Source organism: Streptomyces sp. NPDC060027 (assembly GCF_042737005.1).
Taxonomy (GTDB): Bacteria; Actinomycetota; Actinomycetes; order Streptomycetales; family Streptomycetaceae; genus Streptomyces.
The window spans coordinates 35,571-58,024 of sequence record NZ_JBHWVI010000033.1 but is presented as its reverse complement, the minus strand read 5'-3'; the positions used below and the strand labels follow the sequence as shown (position 1 = coordinate 58,024).

Below are 22,454 nucleotides of genomic sequence, written 5' to 3'. Positions count from 1 at the left end.
GTGCCGTGCCGCGTTCCCGGTGGCTGCCGGGCCCGGACCGTTCCGTCGGTCCAGGCCCGTACAAGCGGTCTGCTCCGTCAACCGGTGTGTCGGACCGGCCGGTTCAGGCCTTGCGAGCCCGCGTGGTCTTCTTTGCGGGGGTCGCCTTCTTGGCGGCCGTCGACTTCGCGGCGGTCTTCTTCGCCACGGCCGCCTTCTTGGTGGCCGTGCTGTTGACGGTCTTCGTGGCCGTCTTCTTCGCAGTCGTCCCGGCCGCGACCGCCTTCTTGGCCACGGTCTTGCGCGGGGCCTTCACGGGAGCGGCGTCGCTGATCCGGTCGGCGCCGAGGATCTCCCGCAGGAACTTGCCGGTGTGGCTGGCGGGGACACTGGCGACCTCTTCGGGCGTGCCCTCGGCGATCACGAGACCGCCGCCGTTGCCACCCTCGGGGCCCATGTCGATGACCCAGTCCGCGGTCTTGATGACATCGAGGTTGTGCTCGATGACGATGACCGTGTTGCCCTTGTCGACCAGACCGGACAGCACCGTGATCAGCTTGCTGATGTCCTCGAAGTGCAGACCGGTGGTCGGCTCGTCGAGCACGTACACGGTGCGGCCGGTGGAGCGCTTCTGGAGCTCGCTGGCGAGCTTGACGCGCTGCGCCTCACCGCCGGACAGCGTCGGCGCGGACTGGCCGAGCCGGACGTAGCCGAGGCCGACGTCGTTGAGCGTCCTGAGGTGACGGGCGATCGCCGGCACCGCCTCGAAGAAGCCGAGCGCCTCCTCGATCGGCATGTCCAGGACCTCGGAGATGGACTTCCCCTTGTAGTGGACCTCCAGGGTCTCCCGGTTGTAGCGCGCCCCGTGGCAGACCTCGCAGGGGACGTACACGTCCGGCAGGAAGTTCATCTCGATCTTGATGGTGCCGTCACCGGAGCAGTTCTCGCAGCGGCCGCCCTTGACGTTGAAGGAGAAGCGGCCGGGCAGATAGCCCCGCACCTTCGCCTCGGTGGTCTCGGCGAACAGCCTGCGGACGTGGTCGAAGACCCCGGTGTACGTCGCCGGGTTGGAGCGGGGCGTACGGCCGATGGGCGACTGGTCGACGTGCACGACCTTGTCGACGAGGTCGTCGCCGTCCACGCGCGTGTGCCGGCCCGGTACGTTCCTCGCGCCGTTCAGCTCGCGGGCCAGGTGCGTGTACAGGATGTCGTTGACCAGCGTCGACTTGCCGGAGCCCGACACGCCGGTGACGGCCGTGAGGACGCCCAGCGGGAAGGGCACGTCGATGTCCTGGAGGTTGTTCTCCCTGGCGCCGTGCACGGTGAGCCTGCGGCTCGGGTCGGTGGGGCGGCGGACGTCCGGGGTCGGGATCTCCCGCTTCCGCGACAGGTACTGCCCGGTCACCGACTCGGTGTTGGCGAGCAGTTCCTTCAAGGGACCGCTGTGCACGACCTTGCCGCCGTGCTCGCCCGCGCCGGGGCCGATGTCGACGACCCAGTCGGCGACCTTGATGGTGTCCTCGTCGTGCTCGACGACGATGAGCGTGTTGCCCATGTCGCGGAGGCGGACCAGGGTCTCGATCAGCCGGTGGTTGTCACGCTGGTGCAGACCGATGGAGGGCTCGTCGAGGACGTACAGGACGCCGACGAGTCCGGAGCCGATCTGGGTGGCCAGGCGGATGCGCTGGGCCTCGCCGCCGGAGAGGGTGCCGGCCGCGCGGTTCAGCGACAGATAGTCGAGGCCGACGTCGACCAGGAAGCGCAGGCGTTCGTTGACCTCCTTCAGGACGCGCTCGGCGATCTTCTTGTCGCGCGCGTTGAGCTTCAGCTTCCCCAGGAAGTCCGCGCAGTCGCTGATGGACATGGCGGCGACCTCGGCGATCGACCTCTCCATGACCGTGACCGCGAGGACCAGCGGCTTCAGACGCGTGCCCTGACAGGTGGGGCAGGGCACCTCGCGCATGTAACCCTCGAAGCGCTCACGGCTGGCGTCGCTCTCGGACTCGCTGTGCCGCCGCTTGACGAAGGGGACGGCGCCCTCGAAGGGCGTGGTGTACACGCGCTCCCGTCCGTACCGGTTGCGGTAGCGGACCTCGATCTGCGTCTTGTGGCCGTAGAGCAGGGCCTTCTTGGCGCGCTGCGGCAGACCGGCGAAGGGGATGTCCGTCCGGAAGCCCAGCGCGTCCGCGAGGGCGCCGATCAGACGGCCGAAGTAGTCCTTGGTGTGTCCGTGCGACCAGGCATGGATGGCGCCCTCGTCGAGGGACTTCTCCTCGTCCGGGACGATCAGCTCGGGGTCGACCTCCATGCGCGTACCGATACCGGTGCACTCGGGGCAGGCGCCGAAGGGCGAGTTGAAGGAGAAGGAGCGGGGCTCCAGCTCCTCGAAGGACAGGTCGTCGTACGGGCAGTACAGGTGCTCCGAGTACATGCGCTCGCGCTCGGGGTCGTCCTCGGGGAGGTCGACGAAGTCGAGCACGACCATGCCGCCGGAGAGGCCGAGCGCGGTCTCCACGGAGTCGGTGAGCCGGCGCTTGGCGGAGTCCTTCACCGTGAGGCGGTCGATGACCACCTCGATGGTGTGCTTCTCCTGCTTCTTCAGCGTCGGCGGCTCGGTGAGCTGGATCGTCTCGCCGTCGACCCGGGCACGGCTGTACCCCTTGGTCTGGAGGTCGGCGAAGAGGTCGACGAACTCTCCCTTGCGCTCGCGCACCAGCGGCGACAGGACCTGGAAGCGGCTCCCCTCCGGAAGCTCCAGAACCTTGTCGACGATGGCCTGCGGCGACTGACGGGAGATGGGACGGCGGCACTCGGGACAGTGCGGCTTGCCGATCCGCGCGAAGAGCAGCCGGAGGTAGTCGTAGACCTCGGTGATGGTGCCGACCGTCGAGCGCGGGTTGCGCGAGGTCGACTTCTGGTCGATGGAGACGGCCGGGGAGAGACCTTCGATGAAGTCCACGTCCGGCTTGTCCATCTGGCCGAGGAACTGCCGGGCGTACGAGGACAGGGACTCCACGTAGCGCCGCTGGCCCTCGGCGAAGATCGTGTCGAAGGCGAGGGAGGACTTGCCCGACCCCGACAGGCCCGTGAAGACGATGAGCGAGTCGCGCGGGAGGTCGAGCGAGACATTCTTCAGGTTGTGCTCGCGCGCTCCACGGACGATGAGACGGTCGGCCACGCCGGTCCGCACCTTTCTTGAGAGTGGTGACAGGGGCCGCAGGCCCCCGTCTTCCTCAGACTAGGGGGAGCCACTGACAGCGCCGGTTGCTTTCCCTGGTTCACAACAATCCCGGACCGTCCAGCATGCCCGACGCCACCGTCGAGCGTATAGCACGTGTATTCGATTTGCGGGGGTGACCGACCACCTTCACCCGAACGTGTGGCAGAGCTAGGGTCGGCATCATGATTGATCATGTGCGCGACCTGGCATCTGTACGTGACGCGACGGAACGGCTGCTCACCGCAGCCGCCAAGTCGGACAACGCTTCCGTGGCCGAGCCGTCACGGCTTCCCGGCTGGAGCCGTGGGCACGTGCTCGCCCACCTCGCCCGCAACGCGGACGCCCTGGTGAACGTCCTGGAGGGGCGCCCCATGTACGCCTCGGCGACCACCCGGGACGCCGACATCGAGCGGGACGCCCCGCGCCCCCTGGACGCACAGCTGGCGGACCTGCGCGAGAGCGCGGCCCGCTTCGGGGAGACCGGAGCCGCTCCCGCGGACTGGTCCCGCACGGTGGAGCTGCGCAACGGGGTCACGGACTCAGCGGCCCGGGTGCCGTTCCGGCGGTGGGTCGAGGTCGATCTCCACCATGTGGATCTGGGCATCGGATACGAGCTCGAAGATCTGCCGGAGGAATTCGTGACCCGGGAGATCGACTTCCTCGCGGAGCGCTTCGGCGGACACAAGAACGTGCCCTCCACGGCGCTGGACGCCGGTGACGGCCGGGTGTGGACCACTGGCGGGGGCGCCGAGGGCGGACCGATCGCGGTGCGGGGCCCGGCGGCCGATCTGCTCGGCTGGCTCTGCGGCCGCCGCGACGGCACCGGACTGACGGTCCACGGCGGTCCGCTTCCGGCCCTTCCTCCGCTATAGGCTGCCGTCATGACGTACAGCGGAGCGGTGAAGGTCGGCGGCCCTGCCGACGTGCACGAGCTGCAGGACCTGATGATCTCCAAGGTCGCGGTCGGTCCGATGGACAACAACGCCTATCTGCTGCGCTGCCGGGCCACCGACGAGCAGCTGCTGATCGACGCGGCGAACGACGCCTCGACGCTGCTCACCCTGATCGGTGACGACGGCATCGCGTCCCTCGTGACCACCCATCAGCACGGCGACCACTGGCAGGCGCTCGCCGAGGTCGTGGCCGCCACGGGCGCGCGCACCTACGCGGGCCGCGACGACGCCGACGGCATCCCGGTGCCGACCGACGTCCCCCTCGACGACGGCGACACGGTCAGGGTGGGGAACGTGGAACTCACCGCGCGCCATCTGGTCGGGCACACGCCGGGCTCGATCGCCCTCGTCTACGACGACCCGCACGGACATCCTCACGTGTTCACGGGCGACTGCCTCTTCCCCGGCGGAGTGGGCAATACGCGCAAGGACCCGGAGGCCTTCGCCCGTCTCCTCCACGACGTGGAGACCCGGATCTTCGACGTCCTGCCGGACGAGACGTGGGTCTACCCCGGCCACGGCAACGACACGACGCTGGGCGCCGAGCGACCCCATCTGCCGGAGTGGCGAGCACGGGGCTGGTGAACGAACGCGGGGCGGCACGCGGGGCGCGACGCCTCACGTGCGCGCCCCGTGTGAACCGAGCGCACGCGCCGGTCTCACGCGCGCGCTCCCCCGATCCCGCACTGGTGCAGTCCACTGGAGGCGGCCCCGCGCGGGATGACGGCTCCTGCGCGGCAGGGCCGCCGGCCCGTCGATCCCCGCCCTCGGCCGACGGCCCCGGGCCGGCCTTCCGCCCCCTCAACCGACGGCGGGATCGCCTGCGTGGGGCGGCCGTGGCGGAAGTGTTCACGGGACTGCAACACACGTTCCCACCATGCGGACAATTACCGCTGTGACCTGGACAAACGGCGGGGTTCGCTGCCACTCTCCCGCCATGCATCGACCCCAACGCGCCCTGCGCCGTGCCGCGTCCGCCGGAACCGTCGCCCTCCTCGCCCTCGCCGTGGGCTGCGCACCGCAGCCGGAGGAGAAGGCGTCCGGCAAGGCTTCCGGGAGCACCGCCGAGACCTGCGCCAAGGGCTCGTTGAGCACGCGGACCGCCGGCAAGCTCACGGTCGCCACCGACGAACCCGCGTACGAGCCGTGGTTCAAGGACGACGAGCCCGCCAACAAGAAGGGCTTCGAGTCGGCGGTCGCGTACGCCGTGGCGCGGCAGCTCGGCTACGCCGACGGTGATGTCGTCTGGCAGAGCGTGCCCTTCAACAAGGCCTTCGCGCCCGGTGCGAAGACCTTCGACTTCGACATCAACCAGGTGTCGATCAGCGCCGAGCGCAAGAAGGCCGTGGACTTCTCCTCCGGCTATTACGACGTGCGCCAGGCCGTGATCGCGCTGAAGAGCTCCAAGGCCGCGAAGGCGACGAGCCTCGCGGACCTCAAGGGCCTGAAGCTGGGCGCCCAGGTCGGCACCACCAGCCTGAACTACATCGACGACGTGGTGAAGCCGGACCAGAAGCCGGCTGCGTACGCGAAGAACGACCAGGCCAAGTCGGCGCTGAAGAACGGTCAGGTGGACGCCATCGTCACCGATCTGCCGACCGCTTTCTACATCACGGCGGCCGAGGTGACCGACGCGAGGATCGTCGGGCAGTTCGAGAACCGGGGTGGTACGCCCGAGCAGTTCGGGCTCGTCCTGGACAAGGGCAGCGCACTGACCTCCTGCGTGACGAAGGCCGTGGACGCCCTGCGCGCGGACGGCACCCTCGCGAAGATCGAGAAGCAGTGGCTGTCCGAGGCCGTCGACGCCCCGGTGCTCAAGTGACGGCGATGCAGGAGGAGTCGGGAGAGGACGCCGCCGAAGGAGAGATGCCCGAGGATGACAGGCCCGGTGGGCGCGACGCGTACGTCCCGTCGCGGCGCAGGATCGAGCGCGAGCGCCACCGGCGCGGGCGGGCCCGCCGTTCCGCGGCGGTCGCCGCGCTCTCCACGCTCGCCACGGCCGTGGTGCTGTACCTCGTCGTCGTCGACGCGCCGGGCTGGCCGCGCACGAAGGAGACCTTCTTCGACGCGTCGTTCGCGCGTGAGGCCTTCCCGAAGGTCCTCGAAGGCCTGTGGCTGAACCTCCGGCTGTTCGTGGTCTCCGGTGTCGTGGTGCTGGTGCTCGGCACCCTGATAGCCGTGGCGCGCACGCTGCGGGGGCCGATGTACTGGCCGGTGCGCGCCCTCGCCACGGCGTACACCGACTTCTTCCGCGGTCTGCCGCTGATCATCTGTCTGTCGATCGTCGTGTTCGGCGTACCGGCGCTCCAGTTGCAGGGCGTCACCAACGACCCCGTCCTGCTCGGCGGGACGGGCCTGGTGCTGACGTACTCGGCGTACGTCGCCGAGGTCGTCCGCGCCGGCATCGAGTCCGTGCACCCCTCGCAACGGGCGGCGGCTCGTTCGCTGGGCCTCACGACGCGGCAGACCCTGCGCCATGTGGTGCTGCCGCAGGCCGTACGCCGTCAGGTCCCGCCGCTCCTGAACGACATGGTGTCCCTGCAGAAGGACACCAGCCTCGTCTCGATCGGCGGCGCGGTGGAGGCGATGCGCTCCGCGGACATCATCGTGGGCCGCAGCCTCAACTACACGGCGTACATCGTCGCGGCGCTGCTCTTCGTGGCGCTGACCATCCCCATGACGCGCTTCACCGACTGGGTCACCGCCCGTATGGACCGGCGCCGCAGCCAGGGAGGCACCGTATGAGCAAGACCCCCGTCCCCGACGGTCCGATGCTGCGGATGGAGTCCGTCCGCAAGACCTTCGGTGATTCGCTCGTGCTGCGGGACGTCGATCTGGAGGTCGCCCCGCACACGGTCACCACGCTGATCGGCGCCTCCGGCTCCGGCAAGTCCACCCTGCTGCGCTGCGCCAACCTCCTGGAGGAGATCGACGACGGCGCGATCTGGCTGGACGGCGAGGAGATCACCGACCCGCGGGCCGACCAGGACGCGGTGCGCCGGCGGATCGGCGTCGTCTTCCAGGCCTACAACCTCTTCCCGCACATGACCGTCCTGGAGAACATCACCCTCGCCCCGCGCCGGGTGCACGGCGTGGGCCGCGCCGAGGCCGAGACACACGCGCGTGAACTGCTGGAACGGCTCGGGCTCGGTGCCAAGGCGGACGAGTACCCGGACCGGTTGAGCGGTGGCCAGCAGCAACGGGCCGCGATCGTCCGCGCCTTGGCCGTGCGCCCCAAGCTGCTTCTCCTGGACGAGATCACCGCCGCCCTGGACCCCGAACTCGTGGGCGAGGTCCTCAATGTCGTCCGCGATGTGAAGGAGGACGGCATGACCATGGTCCTGGCCACGCACGAGATGGGCTTCGCCCGCGAGGTCGCGGACCAGGTCTGCTTCCTGGACGGCGGCGTGATCCTGGAACGCGGCACGGCCGAGCAGGTCTTCGGGGACCCTCAGCAGGAGCGCACGCGACGCTTCCTCAAGCGGATCGTGGAGGCGGGGCGTCTGTGACCTCAGGCGTTCGCGGCCTCGGCGGACGCCTCCGCACGACGGTCAGGTGTCCGCCCGCCCCGTGCCCGCGAGCGCCGCGACCCGCTCCACCGCGAACGCGTACCCCTGCACGCCACAGCCCGCGATGACCCCGTCGGCCCGCAGCGAGACATACGAGTGGTGCCGGAACTCCTCGCGCTGGTGGATGTTGGAGATATGGACCTCCACCACGGGAAGTCCGTCGCAGGTGTTGAGCGCATCCAGGATGGCGACGGAAGTGTGCGAGTAGGCGGCCGGGTTGATGACGATCCCCGCGTGATTCTGGCGGGCCTCGTGGATCCAGTCCACCAGCTCGCCCTCGTGGTTGGACTGCCGGAAGTCCACCGTGCCCCCGTGCGCGGCCGCCGCCTTGGCGCACAGCGCCTCCACGTCCGCGAGCGTGTCGGAGCCGTAGATCTCCGGCTGCCGCTGCCCGAGGAGGTTCAGGTTGGGCCCGTTGAGAATCATGATCGGGGCGTTGGCGAGGGTGCGGGGCACGTTTCCTCCGGTCCTTCAGGTCTGCCGGCCCGTCAAGGACCGCTGCTCGGTCCCGGTTTATCACGACGCACCGAAAGGGTGACGGCTCGTCCCCTCTCGCCATGACGACACCCGCCTGCCCTCCCAAGCCCCTGCCAGGCGGCCGGGTGGCCGTGGTCTCGCCGTCCAGCGGGCTGCCCGGCCTTCCTCGTCCACCTGTGGAACGCCGGATTCGTCGGGTATCACGGCGGAACGGTGGTGTGCGAGTTCGGCCGCCCGGGAGCCATGGCCCCGCTGACCGCGGAGTCGCTGCGGGCCGCCCTGTTCACCTCCGGGCCGTACGAACCGCGCCCCGCCGCCCGGCCCGGCGCATCACCGTCACCTGCCGACGCACGCCGCGCTCCCGCGCGCCCCCGTAACCGCTGGTCACTGTGGGTAGTTGACCCGGTATGCACGACGTACGCACCGTAAGGGCACCCTCCATGCTGCGGCTCGCGGCCGCCTCGCTCGCCGGGACCGCCATCGAGTTCTACGACTTCTTCGTCTACGGGACCGCGGCCGCGCTGGTTCTCGGGCCGCTGTTCTTCCCGACCTTCTCGCCGCTGGCGGGGACGCTGGCGGCCTTCGCGACGTTCGGCGTCGGATTCGTCGCCCGTCCACTGGGCTCGGTGCTGTTCGGGCATATCGGGGACCGGCGCGGGCGGCGGCCCGTTCTGGTGGCCTCGCTACTGCTGACCGGCGCGGCGACCGTCGCCGTCGGCTGTGTCCCGACGTACGACCGCATCGGTGTCGCCGCCCCCGTTCTTCTTCTCGTGCTGCGCTTTCTGCAAGGGCTCGGACTCGGCGGCGAGTGGGGAGGGGCCGTGCTGCTGACGGTCGAACACGCGCCCGCCGAGCGGCGCGGACTGTGGTCGAGCTTCCCCCAGATCGGCCCGTCCCTCGGATTCGTACTGGCCAACGGCGTGATGCTGGCCCTGTCGGCGACGCTGTCCGACGCGCAGTTCGCGGCATGGGGGTGGCGGGTGCCGTTCTGGGCGGCGGGAGTGCTCGCGGCGGCGGGGCTGTGGCTGCGCAGTTCGCTCGCGGAGAGCCCGCGGTTTCTGGAGATGGGGGACCACGCGCGCGTGCCGCTCGCCGAGGTGGTGCGCGACCACTGGCGGCTCGTCCTGCTGACGGCCGGCGGACTCGCCATCGGATACGCCGTGTTCTACGCGGTGACGACCTGGGCGCTCGCCTACGGCGTCGAACGGCTCGACGTGAGCCGCACCGTCATGCTGACCTGCATCATGGGCGCCGTGGTGGTGAAGGGATGCCTGACGCCCCTGGTGGCCCTGCTGGGTGACCGCTACGGTCGGCGGCCGCTGTGCATGGCGGGCTGTGCGGGGGCCGCACTGTGGATGTTCCCGATGATCGGACTGCTGTCGACCGGTGAACCCCTGCTGATGTTCCTCGGATTCCTGGTGGCGCTCATCGCGTTCATCACCATGTTCGCGGTGATCGCCGCGTATCTGCCGGAGCTGTACGAGCCGCGGGTGCGCTGCACGGGCGCGGCCGTCGGATACAACCTGGGCGGGGTCCTCGGGGGCGCGCTCACCCCGATCGTGGCGACGGCGGTGGCGAGCGGGGAGGGCGTGCCGTGGGGCGTGGCCGCCTATCTGACGGGGATCGCGCTGCTGAGCCTGGGGTGCTTCGCGCTGCTCCCGGAGACCCGGTCGGTGCCTCGCCTGGCGGTCGTACGAGCCGCCGAGTGACGTGGTCAGGGGTTGATGGCCAGCTCCAGATAGGCGGCGAACACGACCAGATGGACGCCTCCCTGGAGCGGGGTGGCCCGCCCGGGAACGACGGTCAGAGCGCTCACCACCACGGTCAGGGCGAGCAGAACCATCTCGGTCGGTCCGAGGCCGAGGACGAGTGGTCCCGACAGCCAGATAGAGGCCAGGGCGACGGCGGGGATGGTCAGTCCGATGCTGGCCATCGCGGAGCCGAGGGCGAGGTTCAGACTGGTCTGCACCCGGTCACGGCGGGCGGACCGCAGGGCCGCGATGGTCTCGGGGAGCAGCACGAGCAGGGCGATGATCACACCGACCACGGAGTGCGGCATACCGGCCGCCTCGACCCCGGACTCGATGGTGGGCGACACCCCCTTGGCCAGGCCGACCACGCCGACCAGGGCCAGGCCGAGCAGTCCCAGGCTGATTCGGGCCATGCGAGCGGTCGGGGCGTCGGCGTGGTCGTCCGCGTCGATGACCTGGCCCTGCCGGGTGATCGGCAGGAAGTAGTCGCGGTGCCGGACGGTCTGGGTCGTCACGAACAGGGCGTACAGGACCAGGGACGCGAGCGCGGCGAAGGTGAGCTGCGCGGTGGAGAACTCCGGGCCCGGCTTGCTCGTGGTGAAGGTCGGGAAGACGAGGCTGAGTGTGGCCAGTGTGGCGACGGTCGCCAGGGCGGCTCCGGTGCCCTCCGCGTTGAAGACGGCGAGCCCGTGGCGCAGTGAGGCGACGAGCAGACACACCCCGACGATGCCGTTGCAGGTGATCATCACGGCCGCGAACACCGTGTCGCGGGCCAGCGTCGAGCTCTTGTCGCCGCCGTCCGCCATCAGTGTGACGATGAGCGCGACTTCGATGATCGTCACCGCGATGGCGAGGACGAGGGAACCGAAGGGTTCACCCACCCGATGGGCGACCACCTCGGCGTGATGCACCGCGGCGAGCACGGAGCCCGCGAGCACCAGTGTCACCAGGGCGACCAGCGCGGCGGGCAGGTCGCGCCCCCAGGTGAAGGCCAGCAGCACCACCGCGATCACGGGCACCACGGCGGTCCACTGCCTCGCGAGTGCCCGGAGCCGAACGATCATGACGCGATCGTCGCAGTCGAGAGCGTGACCCGCACTCCGGCGGTCCGGGACTCGCTCCGGAAGCGCGGCGAACGAGTCCGCCCTCGGGAACGGCCCGCTACTTCAGCTCGGTCATCTCCTGTACGTCGCAGTCCGTGAAGGCCACCGGTCTGATGCACAGCGCGGCCAGTTGCTCCGCCGCCTTGCCCGCCTCCGGGTCGCCGCTGTTGCGCATGGCCTGCTCGTACGACGCGAACTCGATCGACCGGGAGCGGTGGTCGGCAATTCGTCACGCACCGCTCCCGGGGGTGGTCTTTCCTCCGTTCGACGTGGTCAGACGTCGATGCTTTCCTTCGGAGCGCTCTCGGTCCGCTCGCGCGCCGCCTGCCTCCTGGTGGCGGTCAGGCTCGTGATCGTGGTGACCACGAGGACCGCACAGATCACGCCGAGGGAGACCGGGATGGAGATCTCGGGAACATGGACGCCGGACTCGTGGAGCGCGTGCAGCACGAGCTTGATGCCGATGAAGCCCAGGATGACCGAGAGGCCGTAGCTGAGGTGGACCAGCTTCTTGAGCAGGCCTCCGATGAGGAAGTACAGCTGTCGCAGACCCATCAGCGCGAACGCGTTGGCGGTGAAGACGATGTACGGGTCCTGGGTCAGGCCGAAGATCGCGGGGATCGAGTCGAGCGCGAAGAGTACGTCGGTGGTGCCGATCGCCAGCATGACGACCAGCATCGGCGTCATGACGCGCTTGCCGTTCTCCCGGATCCACAGCTTGGTGCCGTGATAGCGGTCGGCCACGCCGAAGCGCCGCTCAGCCGCCTTGAGCAGCTTGTTCTCCTCGAACTCCTCGTCCTCCTCGTCCGCCCGTGCCTCCTGGATCAGCTTCCAGGCGGTGTAGATGAGGAACGCGCCGAAGATGTAGAAGACCCACGCGAAGTTCGCGATGATCGCGGCGCCCGCGGCGATGAATATCGCGCGCAGGACGAGGGCTATGAGGACGCCCACGAGGAGTACGCGCTGCTGGTACTTCGAGGGCACGGCGAACTTCGCCATGATCAGGACGAAGACGAAGAGGTTGTCGACGCTCAGCGACTTCTCGGTGATGAAGCCGGCGAAGAACTCTCCGGCCGGCTGGCCGCCGGAGAAGAGGAGCAGTCCGAGTCCGAACAGCCCGGCCAGGGCGATCCAGACGACGGTCCAGATTCCGGCTTCCTTGATCGATACGTCGTGCGGCTTGCGACCGATGAAGAAGTCGACCGCGATCAGTGCGGCCAGTCCCACGATGGTCAGGACCCACAGGGTCAGGGAAACATCCACTGCGCCTCCGGCAGTTCGTAACGGCAGATTCAGCGTCGTCGCGCTACCGGAGGTCTCTTCCACCCGCGGCTGCCGGGGCGCTGGGCGCGCCCGGAGCCCGCGGGTCGACGCCCCGGGATCTGGTCTGATCCGTATTGACGGGCACGTCGCAGCAGGTAGGGAGTACTCCCCTCCGTATGGAAAAAGAGTACCCGAACCACCAAGGGAAGGTAAAGAGATTAGTAAAAGAAAGACCAAGTTGCCTGGTCAGGACGCTTTACCGGTGCTTGGTAAAGCGTCCTGAGCCCCCTGCGCCAAGGGCGTGTGAGGAGGTCGGAGTCAGCGGTTCCAGGACCGGCGGGCCGCCGCCACTTGGGCGAGGACCTGCTGGAGCACCTGACTGTTCTCGGGGACGAGCGAGGGTTCGTACGTCCACGCGTGTCCGACCCACGGGTCGGCGAGATGGTCGTCGGGCACCGGCGTGATCCGCAGCAGCGACCGCCAGAGAGGGTCGAGCAGCGGTCCGTACGCGGCCGCCTCCTCGCGGTCGGCCACCATCATCAGATGGACGCCGACGGCCGGCCCCTCGTCCGCCAGGTAGCGGAGCTGGGTTACGGCGCGGTCGTCGAAGCCGTGCGGGAAGTCGTTGACGATCAACAGCTGCTCGGCGGTGTCGAGGCCCGGCGGCAGCGAGTCGGCCGCGCCCCCGCGCAACGCCATCTGCACCAGGTCGACGCGCTCGGTGAGCCGGGCCAGTATGTCCGCCACACCCGCGGCACCCACGGCCGGCGGGCTGTGGAGCACCCCGGACTGCACCAGAGGTGACAGGGACGAGGCTCCGGCACCGGCCGCGTCGATGACGTGCACGGTGAACTCGCCCGCGGGATAGGCGGCGAGCAGCCGGGCGGCGTGCGCCACGGCGGTGTCCATGGCGAGGCGGCGCAGCTGGTCGGAGTCGGCGAGCGTGCCCTCCAGCGAGGCGCGACCGCTGTCGATCCACAGGCCGCGCTCCAGCGGCAAGCGCATCAGCATCGGGATGCTCAGGTTCTCGCTCTCGGGCAGACGCAGCTGGCCGAGGCGCAGTGCCATGGGGATCTCCATGGGCACGCGGTAGCCGTGCCAGACGGGGTTGTCCCAGCTCGCGTAGGCCAACGGCAGCGCGGGCTCCACGACCTCGGCCTCGGCGGTCAGCTGGGCGAGGTCCCGGTCGAGGGCGGCCCGGGCCTGGTCCACGAGGAGTGCGTGCTTGGCGCGCGCGGCGTCGCGCGCGGCGTCGCCCTGCCCGCCGATCCGGCTGCGCGGGTCGGAGAGGACGTGGTCGAGCTCCTTCTCCATACGCGAGTCGGCGAAGTCGACGGCGCTGCGGTACGCGGCGACGGTCCTGGCCAGGTCCTCGAACATCCCCCACACCTGGTTGTACAGCCGCTCCTCCATGGACCAGCCGGTCGCGTCTCCCGCGACCGGCTGGGCGGGCTGCCCGGGCTGGGCCGGCGGCGCGGTCGGTGGGGGCGGCGGCGGGGCGGCGGTCTGCCGGCCGGGGTGGCTGTAGTTGACGGGACCGCCGACGGTGGGTGACGTCGGCTGGCTGACCGTGGAGGGGTCGGGCTGCGCGGGGCCCACCGGACCGCCGGTCTGCGGCGCCGTGGCTCCCTGCGGACCGGGCGTGTCGTACGGGGACTGCTGCGGTGTCACAGCCCCGGGGGCGCCCTGCGGTCCAGATCCGGCGTACGGCTGATCCGGTCCCGGCGCCGAGGTGGCCGTCTGCCGTGAGCGGTCCCCCTCCGCCGAGCGCGGCGGGGGCGCCGCCACGGACCGGGCCAGGCCCTGGGCCACCGCCTCGTTGATGGTTCCGGCGAGCTGCCGGGCCTCGGCGAGTCCCTGGTCGGTGAGGAGTTCGGCGAGGCCGCCCGCGTAGCCCTGGCCGACCGCGCGGACCTTCCAGGCGCCCTGCCTGCGGTAGAGCTCCAGGGCCACGACGGCGGACTCGGCGTCCAGGCCGGTGACGGTGTAGCTGGCGACCTCGGACCCGTCGAGGCCGGTGACCGCGACGAAGGGGGCGGCGACGGCGCCGAACCGGACCGGGCCGCCGACCCCGGTGGGCAGCGCGAGCAGCACGCTGACCCGGTGCACGGTCGGCGGCAGGGCGTCAAGGTCGAAGGCCAGGCGGTGATCGGCCGCCGCCTGCTTGGAGACCTCGAGTCCGGGCAGCGTGGGCGCGCCCGGATGGGCCACCCATTCGACGCCTCGGACCTTGCCCTGCTCGTCGCTGAGCGTGGCCCCTGCCACGATCGGCTTCCCGGCCGAGACACGGACCTCGAGACGGACCTCGGAGAGCGGGTGGTTCTGCCCCCTGACCAGCTCGGCCGTCATCGTCTTGTCCCCCTATGTCGCTTCGTGCGGGTGCGGCCGACTGCCTACAGGTGCGGCAGGATCGCGGGCATCAGGTCCTGGAACGTGCGGCCGTTGGCCGGCGTTCCGAGGGCCGTCATCTGCCAGCCGGTCCCGGCGCGGTGCACCTTCGCCATGATCTGGGCCGTGTACTGGCCGCCGCCCGCCAGCGTGTAGCGGGCGAGTTCCTGGCCGTTGGTCTCGTCGACCAGGCGGCAGAACGCGTTCTGCACTTCCTGGAAGGTCTGGCCCGTGAAGGAGTTCACGGTGAAGATGATCTGGTCGATGTGGACCGGGATGCGCTGGAGGTCGACGAGGATGGCCTCGTCGTCACCGCCCTGGCCCACGCCGCCGACCAGGTTGTCCCCGGTGTGTCGCACCGAGCCGTCGTCGCTGACGAGGTGGCGGAAGAACACCACGTCGACGGGCTGCTTGTCCGCGAACAGCACGGCGGAGGCGTCGAGGTCGATCTCTCGGGTGCGCGAGCCGAACAGGCCGCGCCGGGGGGCGGCCTGCCATCCGAGTCCCATACGGACCGCGGTCAGCGTGCCCCCGTCGTTCTTCTGCAGACTGATGGCCTGACCCTTGGTCATGTTGACCGTCACGCGCTGTTCCCCTCTCGAACTGTCCCCTGTTGCCGCGGAGTCCGCGGATGAGCAGAACCCTACGCAGCGGCACTGACAGCGCCGAACCCTGGGGCGCACTTTGTGTCGGTCTTGCAACACAGCGCGCGTCGGCCGAGGTCCGGCGCCGTCTGCGGGACGGTCAGGCGATCCCCGCTTCCTTCATCTGCCGCAGCTCCTTCTTCATCTCGGAGACCTCGTCGCGCAGCCGGGCCGCGATCTCGAACTGGAGATCGGCCGCAGCGGCGCGCATCCGTTCCGTCATCTCCTCGATCTGCCCGGCGAGTTCGGCAGCGGGGCGGTCGGTCGGCACGGTCTCCTTGCCCTTGGCGGACTTGGCGGCCCGGGCCGCCTTGCCGCCGAGCGCGGGGACGGGGGCCTTGGCGCCCTTGCCGTCCTTCGTCTTGCGGTAGCCGGAGCCGAGGAGCTGTTCGGTGTCGACGTCCTCGCGGGCGATCTGCGCCACGATGTCGTTGATCTTCTTACGGAGGGGCTGCGGGTCGATGCCCCTCTCCTTGTTGTAGGCGATCTGCTTCTCCCGGCGGCGGTTGGTCTCCTCGATGGCCTTCTCCATCGCCGGGGTGATCTTGTCGGCGTACATGTGGACCTGGCCGGAGACATTGCGCGCCGCGCGGCCGATGGTCTGGATCAGGGACGTCCCCGAGCGCAGGAAGCCCTCCTTGTCGGCGTCGAGGATCGCCACCAGGGAGACCTCGGGAAGGTCGAGACCCTCGCGCAGCAGGTTGATGCCGACCAGGACGTCGAACTCGCCGGCCCGCAGCTCGCGCAGCAACTCGACGCGGCGCAGGGTGTCGACGTCGCTGTGCAGGTAGCGGACCTGGATGCCCAGTTCCAGGAAGTAGTCGGTCAGGTCCTCGGCCATCTTCTTGGTGAGCGTGGTGACCAGGACGCGTTCGTCCTTCTCGGTGCGCTCCCGGATCTCGTGCACCAGGTCGTCGATCTGGCCCTCGGTGGACTTGACGACGACCTGGGGGTCGATGAGGCCGGTGGGGCGGATGATCTGCTCGACAAAGCCGTCCGAGCGGGAGAGCTCATACTTCCCCGGGGTCGCCGAGAGATAGACGGTCTGGCCGATGCGCTTCTGGAACTCCTCCCACTTCAGGGGGCGGTTGTCCAGAGCGGAGGGCAGCCGGAAGCCGTGGTCGACGAGGGTCCGCTTACGGGAGGCGTCGCCTTCGTACATCGCGCCGATCTGCGGGACGGTGACGTGCGACTCGTCGATGACGAGCAGGAAGTCGTCCGGGAAGTAGTCGATCAGCGTGTTCGGCGGGGAGCCGGGTTCACGGCCGTCGAAGTGCATCGAGTAGTTCTCGACACCGGAGCAGGAGCCGATCTGGCGGAGCATCTCGATGTCGTACGTCGTGCGCATGCGCAGGCGCTGGGCCTCCAGGAGCTTGCTCTGCTTCTCCAGCTCGGCGAGGCGCTCCCCCAGTTCCTTCTCGATGTCATTGACGGCGCGTTCCATGCGTTCGGGACCCGCCACGTAGTGGGACGCCGGGAAGACGTAGATCTGGTTGTCGTCGGTGATGACCTCACCGGTGAGCGGGTGCAGTGTGGACAGAGCCTCGATCTCGTCGCCGAACATCTCGATGCGGACGGCGAGCTCCTCGTAGACCGGGAAGATCTCGATGGTGTCGCCGCGGACCCGGAAGGTGCCGCGCGCGAAGGCCACGTCGTTGCGCGTGTACTGGATGTCGACGAAGCGGCGCAGCAGGTCGTCGCGGTCGATCTCGTCGCCGACCTTCAGGCTGACCATCCGGTCCACGTACTCCTGCGGAGTACCGAGGCCGTAGATGCAGGACACCGAGGCGACCACGATGACGTCGCGGCGGGTGAGCAGCGAGTTGGTCGCGGAGTGACGCAGGCGCTCCACCTCCTCGTTGATCGAGGAGTCCTTCTCGATGTAGGTGTCCGACTGCGGGACGTAGGCCTCGGGCTGGTAGTAGTCGTAGTACGAGACGAAGTACTCGACGGCGTTGTTCGGCAGCAGCTCGCGGAACTCGTTGGCCAGCTGGGCGGCCAGTGTCTTGTTCGGTGCCATGACGAGCGTGGGGCGCTGGAGCTTCTCGATCATCCACGCGGTAGTGGCGGACTTTCCGGTGCCGGTCGCGCCCAGCAGCACGACATCCTTCTCACCTGCGCGGATGCGCTTCTCCAGGTCGGCGATGGCCGTGGGCTGGTCGCCGCCCGGCTGGAAGGGGCTGACGACCTCGAAGGGCGCCACCGAACGTTCGATCTTGGATACGGGCCGCATGGAATCCACCGTACGACCCCGCACTGACAACCGGGCGGGATCAGCGGCTCTGCGGGGTTCGGGAGCGGCGGTGCCCACGCTCCTGCACGGGGCGCCCGGCCGGGCGACGGCCGACGACGTGCGTGGCGACGGGATGGGCCGGAACGCCCGGCCGCTTGATCTCCGCGGGGCTCCAGTCGGGCTTGCCCATGACCATCAGCGGGTCGAACATCACGACGACGCCCGCCAGGCAGAGGAAGACGAAGGGGCCGATCATCATGGGCGCGAGCAGTGCGGCCGCCGAGTCCCCGGCCGGGGCGCCGCCGGTCGAACCGTGCAGATGGACGCTGAGGGCGGCCATGCCCGTGTAGTGCATACCGCTGACGGCGAGCCCCATGACGAGGCTCGCGCCCACGCTCCAGAGGAACCCACGCACTTGTCCCGCCGCCCAGAGCGCGGCGGTCGCGGCCACGACGCCGATGACGACCGAGGCGGAGACGGTGAGGGTGTTGTATTCAAGCTTCCCGTTGAGCCGCATCCCGGCCATGCCCAGATAGTGCATCGAGGCGACACCCAGGCCCGTGACGGTCCCTCCGGTGAAGAGCGCCGTCCCGGTGGCACCCCGGTAGCCGACGATGAAGATCCCGGCGCCGACCATCAGGACGGCGACGCCCAGACTCGCGAACGTGGTCGGCTCGTCGTAGTGGACCGGGGTCTCCTCGACCGTGAAGCCCATCATCGCGATGAAGTGCATCGTCCAGATGCCGGAGGCGATCGCGACCGAACCGAGCGCGAGCCAGCCGGCCCGCCAGGAACCGGCGACGAGCATGGATCTGGTGGTGCAGCGAAGTCCGAGCGCTCCGCCCACGCATGCCATGAAGTACGCCACCAGCGGTGTGACGAGTCCGTAGGTGAAGCCGTCGACCGTGCCCTGCATGCGCGGCTGCCCTTCCCGCCCCGTTACTCCTGGAAATACCCGAACTGCCCCCGCCTTCCGGATCACCGGAGCGGACCGGGTTGAGGCAGAGAGTATGACCCCCACCGGAATGGTCGAACGATAATCCGGCAAAGAATCACGACCTCTCCTCACTTGTGCGGCGCCAGTGAGCGGACTTGGACAACTCCATTCAATCCGCGGCCATCTCGCTTCCACTCTTCGGCGACTCCCTGCTGTCAATCTTGTACCGACCGTGATCGCCCTACGCGAGGAGAAGGCATGCACGCGCGCGTTGCCGCCGCCACGACCGCCGCGCTTCTTGGGGGAACCGCTTTCATACTGCCCGGCCCGCACGCCAAGGCCGACAGCCGGAGCACGGCTCCGCTGGTCGTCTCCCACCGCGGCGCCTCGGCCTACGCGCCCGAGAACACCCTGGCCGCCGTCGACCACGCGGCCGAGCTGGGTTTCGAGTGGGTCGAGAACGACGTCCAGCGCACCCGCGACGGTCAGCTGGTCGTCCTCCACGACGCCTCGCTGGCGCGCACGACCGACGTCGAGGAGCTCTATCCCGGCCGAAGTCCCTGGAAGGTCAAGGACTTCACCGCGGCCGAGATCGCCCGCCTGGATGCCGGGAGCTGGTTCGATCCGGGGTTCGCGGGCGAGAGGGTGCCGACACTGCGGGAGTACATGGAACGCCTCTCCCGCAACCATCAGAAGCTCGTCCTGGAGATCAAGAACCCCGAGCTCTATCCCGGCATCGAGCGACAGACCCTCAAGCTCCTGAGCAACGAGGGCTGGCTCGACCCGGTGCACCTCAGGGACAGGCTGATCGTCCAGAGCTTCGACGCCGGCAGCGTCCGGACGGTGCACGATCTGCGGCCCGGCATCACGACGGCCTTCCTGGGGACACCTCCGCTCGCGCGGCTGCCCCGGTACGCGAAATTCGCCGACCAGATCAACCCGGACCACACGTCGCTGTCCTCCGACTACGTCTCCGCGGTCCACGCCCTGCACGGACCGCACGGCCCGATGAAGGTCTTCGCCTGGACCGTGGACGACGCGGCCACCGCGCGGCGCATGGCGGGCTTCGGCGCGGACGGCGTCATCACGAACGCGCCCGACGTGGTCCGCGAGGCCCTGGAATAGCGCCCTCGCCTGTGGCGCGGACGGGTGCCGGTGTCCGCGCCACGGGCGTTGTCGGTGGCGGGCCGTACGGTGGACCGCATGAACAGCCACGGGCAGTACGAGCAGCAGGTCGTATGGACCGTCCTCGGCACGGACATCGGTCCGCTGTTCCTCGCGGCGACACCGGCCGGCCTGGTCAACGTCGTCTTCCACGCGTCGGACGCGGTGCGCGGCAAGGCGCTCGAGCGGCTCGCGTCCCGGCTGGGCAGCGAGCCCGTCGAGGCGCCCGGGTCACCCCTGCTGGCCGAGGCGATACGCCAGGTCGAGGCGTACTTCGCGGGCGAGCGGCACGACTTCGACCTGTCGCTCGACTGGTCGCTGATCTCGGGGTTCAACCGCCAGGTGCTGCGCGAGCTGAACTCGGGTGTTCCGTTCGGTTCCGTCGTGGGCTACGGCGACCTGGCCGCGCGGGTCGGCCAGCCCGGGGCGGCGCAGGCCGTGGGCGTGGCCATGGGCTCGAATCCGCTGCCGGTCGTGGTGCCGTGCCATCGCGTGGTCGAGAGGGACGGCGGCATCGGCGGTTTCGGGGGCGGCCTGGAGACCAAGCGGAAGCTGCTGGCGCTGGAAGGGGTGCTCCCGGAGCCACTGTTCTGAGGTGGCGGCGGGAGCCTTCCCCGGAGCCCTCAGAGGCTGATGTGGTACGCCTTGCGAAGCGTCTCGTGGACGGTCCACGTCGTCCGGTCGCCCTCACGCAGGAACGCCGCGTCGCCGGGCCCCACTTCGATGACGTCGCCGCCCTCCACCTCGATGGTGGCGCGGCCGCTGACGACGACGAAGAGCTCGTTCGCCTCGGTGTCGGTCACCACGCCGGGCGTGATCTGCCAGATGCCGCGCAGCTGCTTGCCGTCGGCGGACTCCCAGAGCACCTTGCCCGTCACGGCGGGGTCGCCGGAGACGATCTGGGCCGGATCCAGCGGCTCGGGTTCGAGTTCGGCGTCGGGAATGTGCACGGCGAAGGACGGCGTGGCCTGGGAGTTCATGGTCATGAGCGGACACCCTAGGGGCTTGGCCGCCGCCCGGAGCGACGAGGGTCCCCCTCTGGGGCGGGGGGTCGTTCCGCGGTTCGAGTAGGTCCTGCGGCGGAGGGTGGCGGGGTCCCTGGACGACGCACCGCGCGGTTACGCCGAGTTCGACGAGGGGACCGGCCGCGAGCACGTGCTCGATCCGCACGGGGCACCGGCCGACGTACGGCCTGCCTGACCCGGCTCGCCGAAGGGGTGCTCCCGCGCGCGCGTGGAGCACCCCGTTCTCCCGCGCCGGACATCTCCCGCCGGAAGACCGGATCCCGGCACGGAGGGGGCTACTCGTAGTGCCGGGCCTCGAGGACATTCCCGTCCGGGTCAGGGAAGTAGAAGCTGCGCCTGGCCATCCCGCGGGCTCCGAAGGAGTCGTACGAGAAGTCCGAGACGGGGACCGACCGTTCCTCCAGGCGGGCCCGCAGCGCGTCGAACGTGTCTCTAGGGAGGGCCACGCACACATGGTTGACCGGGTGGCCGGCGCTGCCGGCACCCCCGGGAACCATGTTCATGCCCGGTGCCAGAGCCAGCGGGGCGAGGTCGAGGACGGTCTCCTCGTTGAGGCGCACGGAGGGGAAGGGGACCGTTCCGGCGGCGAATTCGGTGACTCTCAGGGACTCCAGGCCGACCGCCTCCTCGTAGAAGTCGGCCGAGGCGACCGGATCGCGTACCCAGAGGACGACATGGTCGAGACGTGGCGAGTTGTCCGTCATGCACCCAGGCTGGTGTCGTACGCCGGAGGTCGCAAGGGTTTGGCCGGGCGCGCCGCTCGCCAGAGATCCAGGGACGGGGAACGTCGACCGACGACAGGAGGCAGGCGCGTGATCGTGGTGTCCGATGAGGTGCGGGAGGCGCTCGACGCGCGCCGGCCGGTGGTGGCCCTGGAGTCGACGATCATCGCGCACGGGCTGCCCCGCCCGCGCAATCTGCAGGTCGCGCTCGAACTGGAGGATGTGGTCCGGGAGGAGGGCGCGGTACCCGCGACGATCGCCGTGCTCGACGGCCGGCCGCAGGTCGGTCTGGACAAGGAACAGCTGGAACGGGTCGCGAACGAGGACGGGATCCGCAAGCTGGGGCACCGCGACCTGCCGCTCGCGGTGGCCGCGGGGGCGAGCGGGGCGACGACCGTGTCCGCGACAGCCCTGCTGGCGGCCCGCGCGGGGATACGGGTGTTCGCGACGGGAGGGCTCGGCGGTGTGCACCGCGAGTGGACGGTGACCCAGGACGAGTCCGCCGATCTGGGCCTGTTGGCGCGCACCCGGATCACGGTGGTGTGCGCGGGCGTCAAGTCGATCCTGGACGTGCCGGCGACGCTGCAGCGTCTGGAGACGCTGGGCGTGGCGGTGGCCGGGTACGGCACGGACCGGTTCCCCGGCTTCTATCTGTCCGACTCGGGGCACCCCGTGGACTGGACCCTGGACTCCCCCGAACAGGTCGCCGAGGTGATGCGCGCCCAGGACGCGCTGGACGCCCCCGAGTCGTCGCTCATCGTCGCGAACCCCGTCCCCGAGGCGGAACAGCTCGATCCCGAGCTCCACGCGCGCGTGCTCGCCGACGCGTTGCACGCGTGCGAGGCGGAGGGCGTGACGGGACAGGCGGTGACGCCTTTCCTGCTCGGCTATCTGGTCCGGCACACGGACGGTGCCTCGCTCGGCGCCAATCTGGCGGCGGTACGCGGCAACGTACGCCTCGCGGGGCGGATCGCGGCGGCCTGGGCGGGGGCGTGAGCGGCACGGATCGGGGCGACCCGGGGCGGG

19 protein-coding genes are annotated in these 22,454 nt (G+C 69.8%); 9 read left to right on the top strand and 10 right to left on the bottom strand.

Annotated elements, in window-relative coordinates; genetic code table 11:
* Positions 1–103: 103 nt before the first annotated feature.
* Complete coding sequence (gene uvrA / locus ACFWBT_RS11750; RefSeq protein WP_385698373.1) at positions 104–3,157, bottom strand: excinuclease ABC subunit UvrA; 3,054 nt, start codon at positions 3,155–3,157, stop codon at positions 104–106.
* Positions 3,158–3,381: 224 nt separating this feature from the next.
* On the opposite strand from uvrA, the gene ACFWBT_RS11745 reads away from it, so the two are divergent.
* The 5 genes from ACFWBT_RS11745 to ACFWBT_RS11725 all read left to right on the top strand — a co-directional run bounded on the left by ACFWBT_RS11745 (position 3,382) and on the right by ACFWBT_RS11725 (position 7,661).
* Entirely contained in the window at positions 3,382–4,071 is a 690-nt protein-coding gene (locus ACFWBT_RS11745; protein WP_385698372.1) for a maleylpyruvate isomerase family mycothiol-dependent enzyme, read from the top strand.
* A 9-nt stretch (positions 4,072–4,080) separates the two neighbouring features.
* A complete protein-coding gene (locus tag ACFWBT_RS11740) occupies positions 4,081–4,737 on the top strand; it encodes an MBL fold metallo-hydrolase (RefSeq protein ID WP_356470446.1) in 657 nt (218 codons plus the stop codon).
* Positions 4,738–5,089: 352 nt separating this feature from the next.
* Positions 5,090–5,974, top strand: coding sequence for an ABC transporter substrate-binding protein (locus ACFWBT_RS11735; protein ID WP_385698370.1), 885 nt, complete (start codon positions 5,090–5,092; stop codon positions 5,972–5,974).
* 5 nt (positions 5,975–5,979) lie between these two features.
* The gene (locus ACFWBT_RS11730; RefSeq protein WP_385698380.1) at positions 5,980–6,897 is read left to right on the top strand and encodes an amino acid ABC transporter permease; all 918 of its coding nucleotides are present in this window, start codon (positions 5,980–5,982) and stop codon (positions 6,895–6,897) included.
* Positions 6,894–7,661 (top strand): amino acid ABC transporter ATP-binding protein, encoded by a 768-nt coding sequence (locus ACFWBT_RS11725; RefSeq protein WP_385698368.1) that lies wholly within the window; start codon positions 6,894–6,896, stop codon positions 7,659–7,661. The genes ACFWBT_RS11730 and ACFWBT_RS11725 overlap by 4 nt, the downstream gene beginning before the upstream one ends.
* 42 nt (positions 7,662–7,703) lie before the next feature.
* On the opposite strand, the gene aroQ is transcribed toward ACFWBT_RS11725, so the two are convergent.
* Positions 7,704–8,177, bottom strand: coding sequence for a type II 3-dehydroquinate dehydratase (aroQ, locus tag ACFWBT_RS11720; RefSeq protein ID WP_266757495.1), 474 nt, complete (start codon positions 8,175–8,177; stop codon positions 7,704–7,706).
* Positions 8,178–8,605: 428 nt separating this feature from the next.
* On the opposite strand from aroQ, the gene ACFWBT_RS11715 reads away from it, so the two are divergent.
* A complete protein-coding gene (locus tag ACFWBT_RS11715; protein ID WP_385698367.1) occupies positions 8,606–9,907 on the top strand; it encodes an MFS transporter in 1,302 nt (433 codons plus the stop codon).
* Between the two features lie 5 nt (positions 9,908–9,912).
* Here the strand turns inward: ACFWBT_RS11715 and ACFWBT_RS11710 are convergent, their stop codons facing one another.
* The 6 genes from ACFWBT_RS11710 to ACFWBT_RS11685 form a co-directional block, all read right to left on the bottom strand.
* Complete coding sequence (locus tag ACFWBT_RS11710; protein WP_385698365.1) at positions 9,913–11,013, bottom strand: calcium:proton antiporter; 1,101 nt, start codon at positions 11,011–11,013, stop codon at positions 9,913–9,915.
* Positions 11,014–11,325: 312 nt separating this feature from the next.
* A complete protein-coding gene (locus ACFWBT_RS11705; protein WP_385698363.1) occupies positions 11,326–12,315 on the bottom strand; it encodes a TerC/Alx family metal homeostasis membrane protein in 990 nt (329 codons plus the stop codon).
* Positions 12,316–12,633: 318 nt separating this feature from the next.
* Complete coding sequence (locus ACFWBT_RS11700; RefSeq protein ID WP_385698362.1) at positions 12,634–14,664, bottom strand: TerD family protein; 2,031 nt, start codon at positions 14,662–14,664, stop codon at positions 12,634–12,636.
* Between the two features lie 44 nt (positions 14,665–14,708).
* Positions 14,709–15,287: a TerD family protein gene (locus ACFWBT_RS11695; RefSeq protein WP_351548001.1), complete on the bottom strand. Its 579-nt coding sequence runs from the start codon at positions 15,285–15,287 to the stop codon at positions 14,709–14,711.
* A 160-nt stretch (positions 15,288–15,447) separates the two neighbouring features.
* A complete protein-coding gene (gene uvrB / locus ACFWBT_RS11690; protein ID WP_385698361.1) occupies positions 15,448–17,580 on the bottom strand; it encodes an excinuclease ABC subunit UvrB in 2,133 nt (710 codons plus the stop codon).
* Positions 17,581–17,620: 40 nt separating this feature from the next.
* The gene (locus tag ACFWBT_RS11685; RefSeq protein ID WP_385698359.1) at positions 17,621–18,496 is read right to left on the bottom strand and encodes an MHYT domain-containing protein; all 876 of its coding nucleotides are present in this window, start codon (positions 18,494–18,496) and stop codon (positions 17,621–17,623) included.
* 279 nt (positions 18,497–18,775) lie between these two features.
* Between ACFWBT_RS11685 and ACFWBT_RS11680 the strand changes: the two genes are divergently transcribed.
* Both ACFWBT_RS11680 and ACFWBT_RS11675 read left to right on the top strand, forming a co-directional pair.
* Positions 18,776–19,642 carry a glycerophosphodiester phosphodiesterase gene (locus ACFWBT_RS11680; protein ID WP_385698357.1) on the top strand — a complete coding sequence of 289 codons (867 nt, stop codon included), beginning with the start codon at positions 18,776–18,778 and terminating at the stop codon, positions 19,640–19,642.
* Positions 19,643–19,720: 78 nt separating this feature from the next.
* The gene (locus tag ACFWBT_RS11675) at positions 19,721–20,275 is read left to right on the top strand and encodes a methylated-DNA--[protein]-cysteine S-methyltransferase (protein WP_385698356.1); all 555 of its coding nucleotides are present in this window, start codon (positions 19,721–19,723) and stop codon (positions 20,273–20,275) included.
* Between the two features lie 29 nt (positions 20,276–20,304).
* Here ACFWBT_RS11675 and ACFWBT_RS11670 read toward each other — a convergent pair whose 3' ends face one another.
* Positions 20,305–20,667, bottom strand: a complete 363-nt coding sequence (locus tag ACFWBT_RS11670) for a cupin domain-containing protein (protein WP_266757515.1) — start codon at positions 20,665–20,667, stop codon at positions 20,305–20,307.
* Positions 20,668–20,981: 314 nt separating this feature from the next.
* Positions 20,982–21,410 carry a VOC family protein gene (locus ACFWBT_RS11665; RefSeq protein ID WP_385698354.1) on the bottom strand — a complete coding sequence of 143 codons (429 nt, stop codon included), beginning with the start codon at positions 21,408–21,410 and terminating at the stop codon, positions 20,982–20,984.
* Between the two features lie 108 nt (positions 21,411–21,518).
* Here ACFWBT_RS11665 and ACFWBT_RS11660 point away from each other — a divergent pair, with 108 nt between their 5' ends.
* Positions 21,519–22,424, top strand: coding sequence for a pseudouridine-5'-phosphate glycosidase (locus ACFWBT_RS11660; protein ID WP_385698353.1), 906 nt, complete (start codon positions 21,519–21,521; stop codon positions 22,422–22,424).
* The last annotated feature ends 30 nt before the right edge of the window (positions 22,425–22,454 follow it).

Coding starts and splice junctions, on each gene's coding strand:
- ACFWBT_RS11745 (WP_385698372.1), top strand. CDS start 3,382: ATGATTGATCATGTGCGCGACCTGGCATCTGTACGTGACGCGACGGAA.
- ACFWBT_RS11740 (WP_356470446.1), top strand. CDS start 4,081: ATGACGTACAGCGGAGCGGTGAAGGTCGGCGGCCCTGCCGACGTGCAC.
- ACFWBT_RS11735 (WP_385698370.1), top strand. CDS start 5,090: ATGCATCGACCCCAACGCGCCCTGCGCCGTGCCGCGTCCGCCGGAACC.
- ACFWBT_RS11730 (WP_385698380.1), top strand. CDS start 5,980: ATGCAGGAGGAGTCGGGAGAGGACGCCGCCGAAGGAGAGATGCCCGAG.
- ACFWBT_RS11725 (WP_385698368.1), top strand. CDS start 6,894: ATGAGCAAGACCCCCGTCCCCGACGGTCCGATGCTGCGGATGGAGTCC.
- ACFWBT_RS11715 (WP_385698367.1), top strand. CDS start 8,606: ATGCACGACGTACGCACCGTAAGGGCACCCTCCATGCTGCGGCTCGCG.
- ACFWBT_RS11710 (WP_385698365.1), bottom strand. CDS start 11,013: ATGATCGTTCGGCTCCGGGCACTCGCGAGGCAGTGGACCGCCGTGGTG.
- ACFWBT_RS11700 (WP_385698362.1), bottom strand. CDS start 14,664: ATGACGGCCGAGCTGGTCAGGGGGCAGAACCACCCGCTCTCCGAGGTC.
- uvrB (WP_385698361.1), bottom strand. CDS start 17,580: ATGCGGCCCGTATCCAAGATCGAACGTTCGGTGGCGCCCTTCGAGGTC.
- ACFWBT_RS11685 (WP_385698359.1), bottom strand. CDS start 18,496: ATGCAGGGCACGGTCGACGGCTTCACCTACGGACTCGTCACACCGCTG.
- ACFWBT_RS11680 (WP_385698357.1), top strand. CDS start 18,776: ATGCACGCGCGCGTTGCCGCCGCCACGACCGCCGCGCTTCTTGGGGGA.
- ACFWBT_RS11675 (WP_385698356.1), top strand. CDS start 19,721: ATGAACAGCCACGGGCAGTACGAGCAGCAGGTCGTATGGACCGTCCTC.
- ACFWBT_RS11670 (WP_266757515.1), bottom strand. CDS start 20,667: ATGACCATGAACTCCCAGGCCACGCCGTCCTTCGCCGTGCACATTCCC.
- ACFWBT_RS11665 (WP_385698354.1), bottom strand. CDS start 21,410: ATGACGGACAACTCGCCACGTCTCGACCATGTCGTCCTCTGGGTACGC.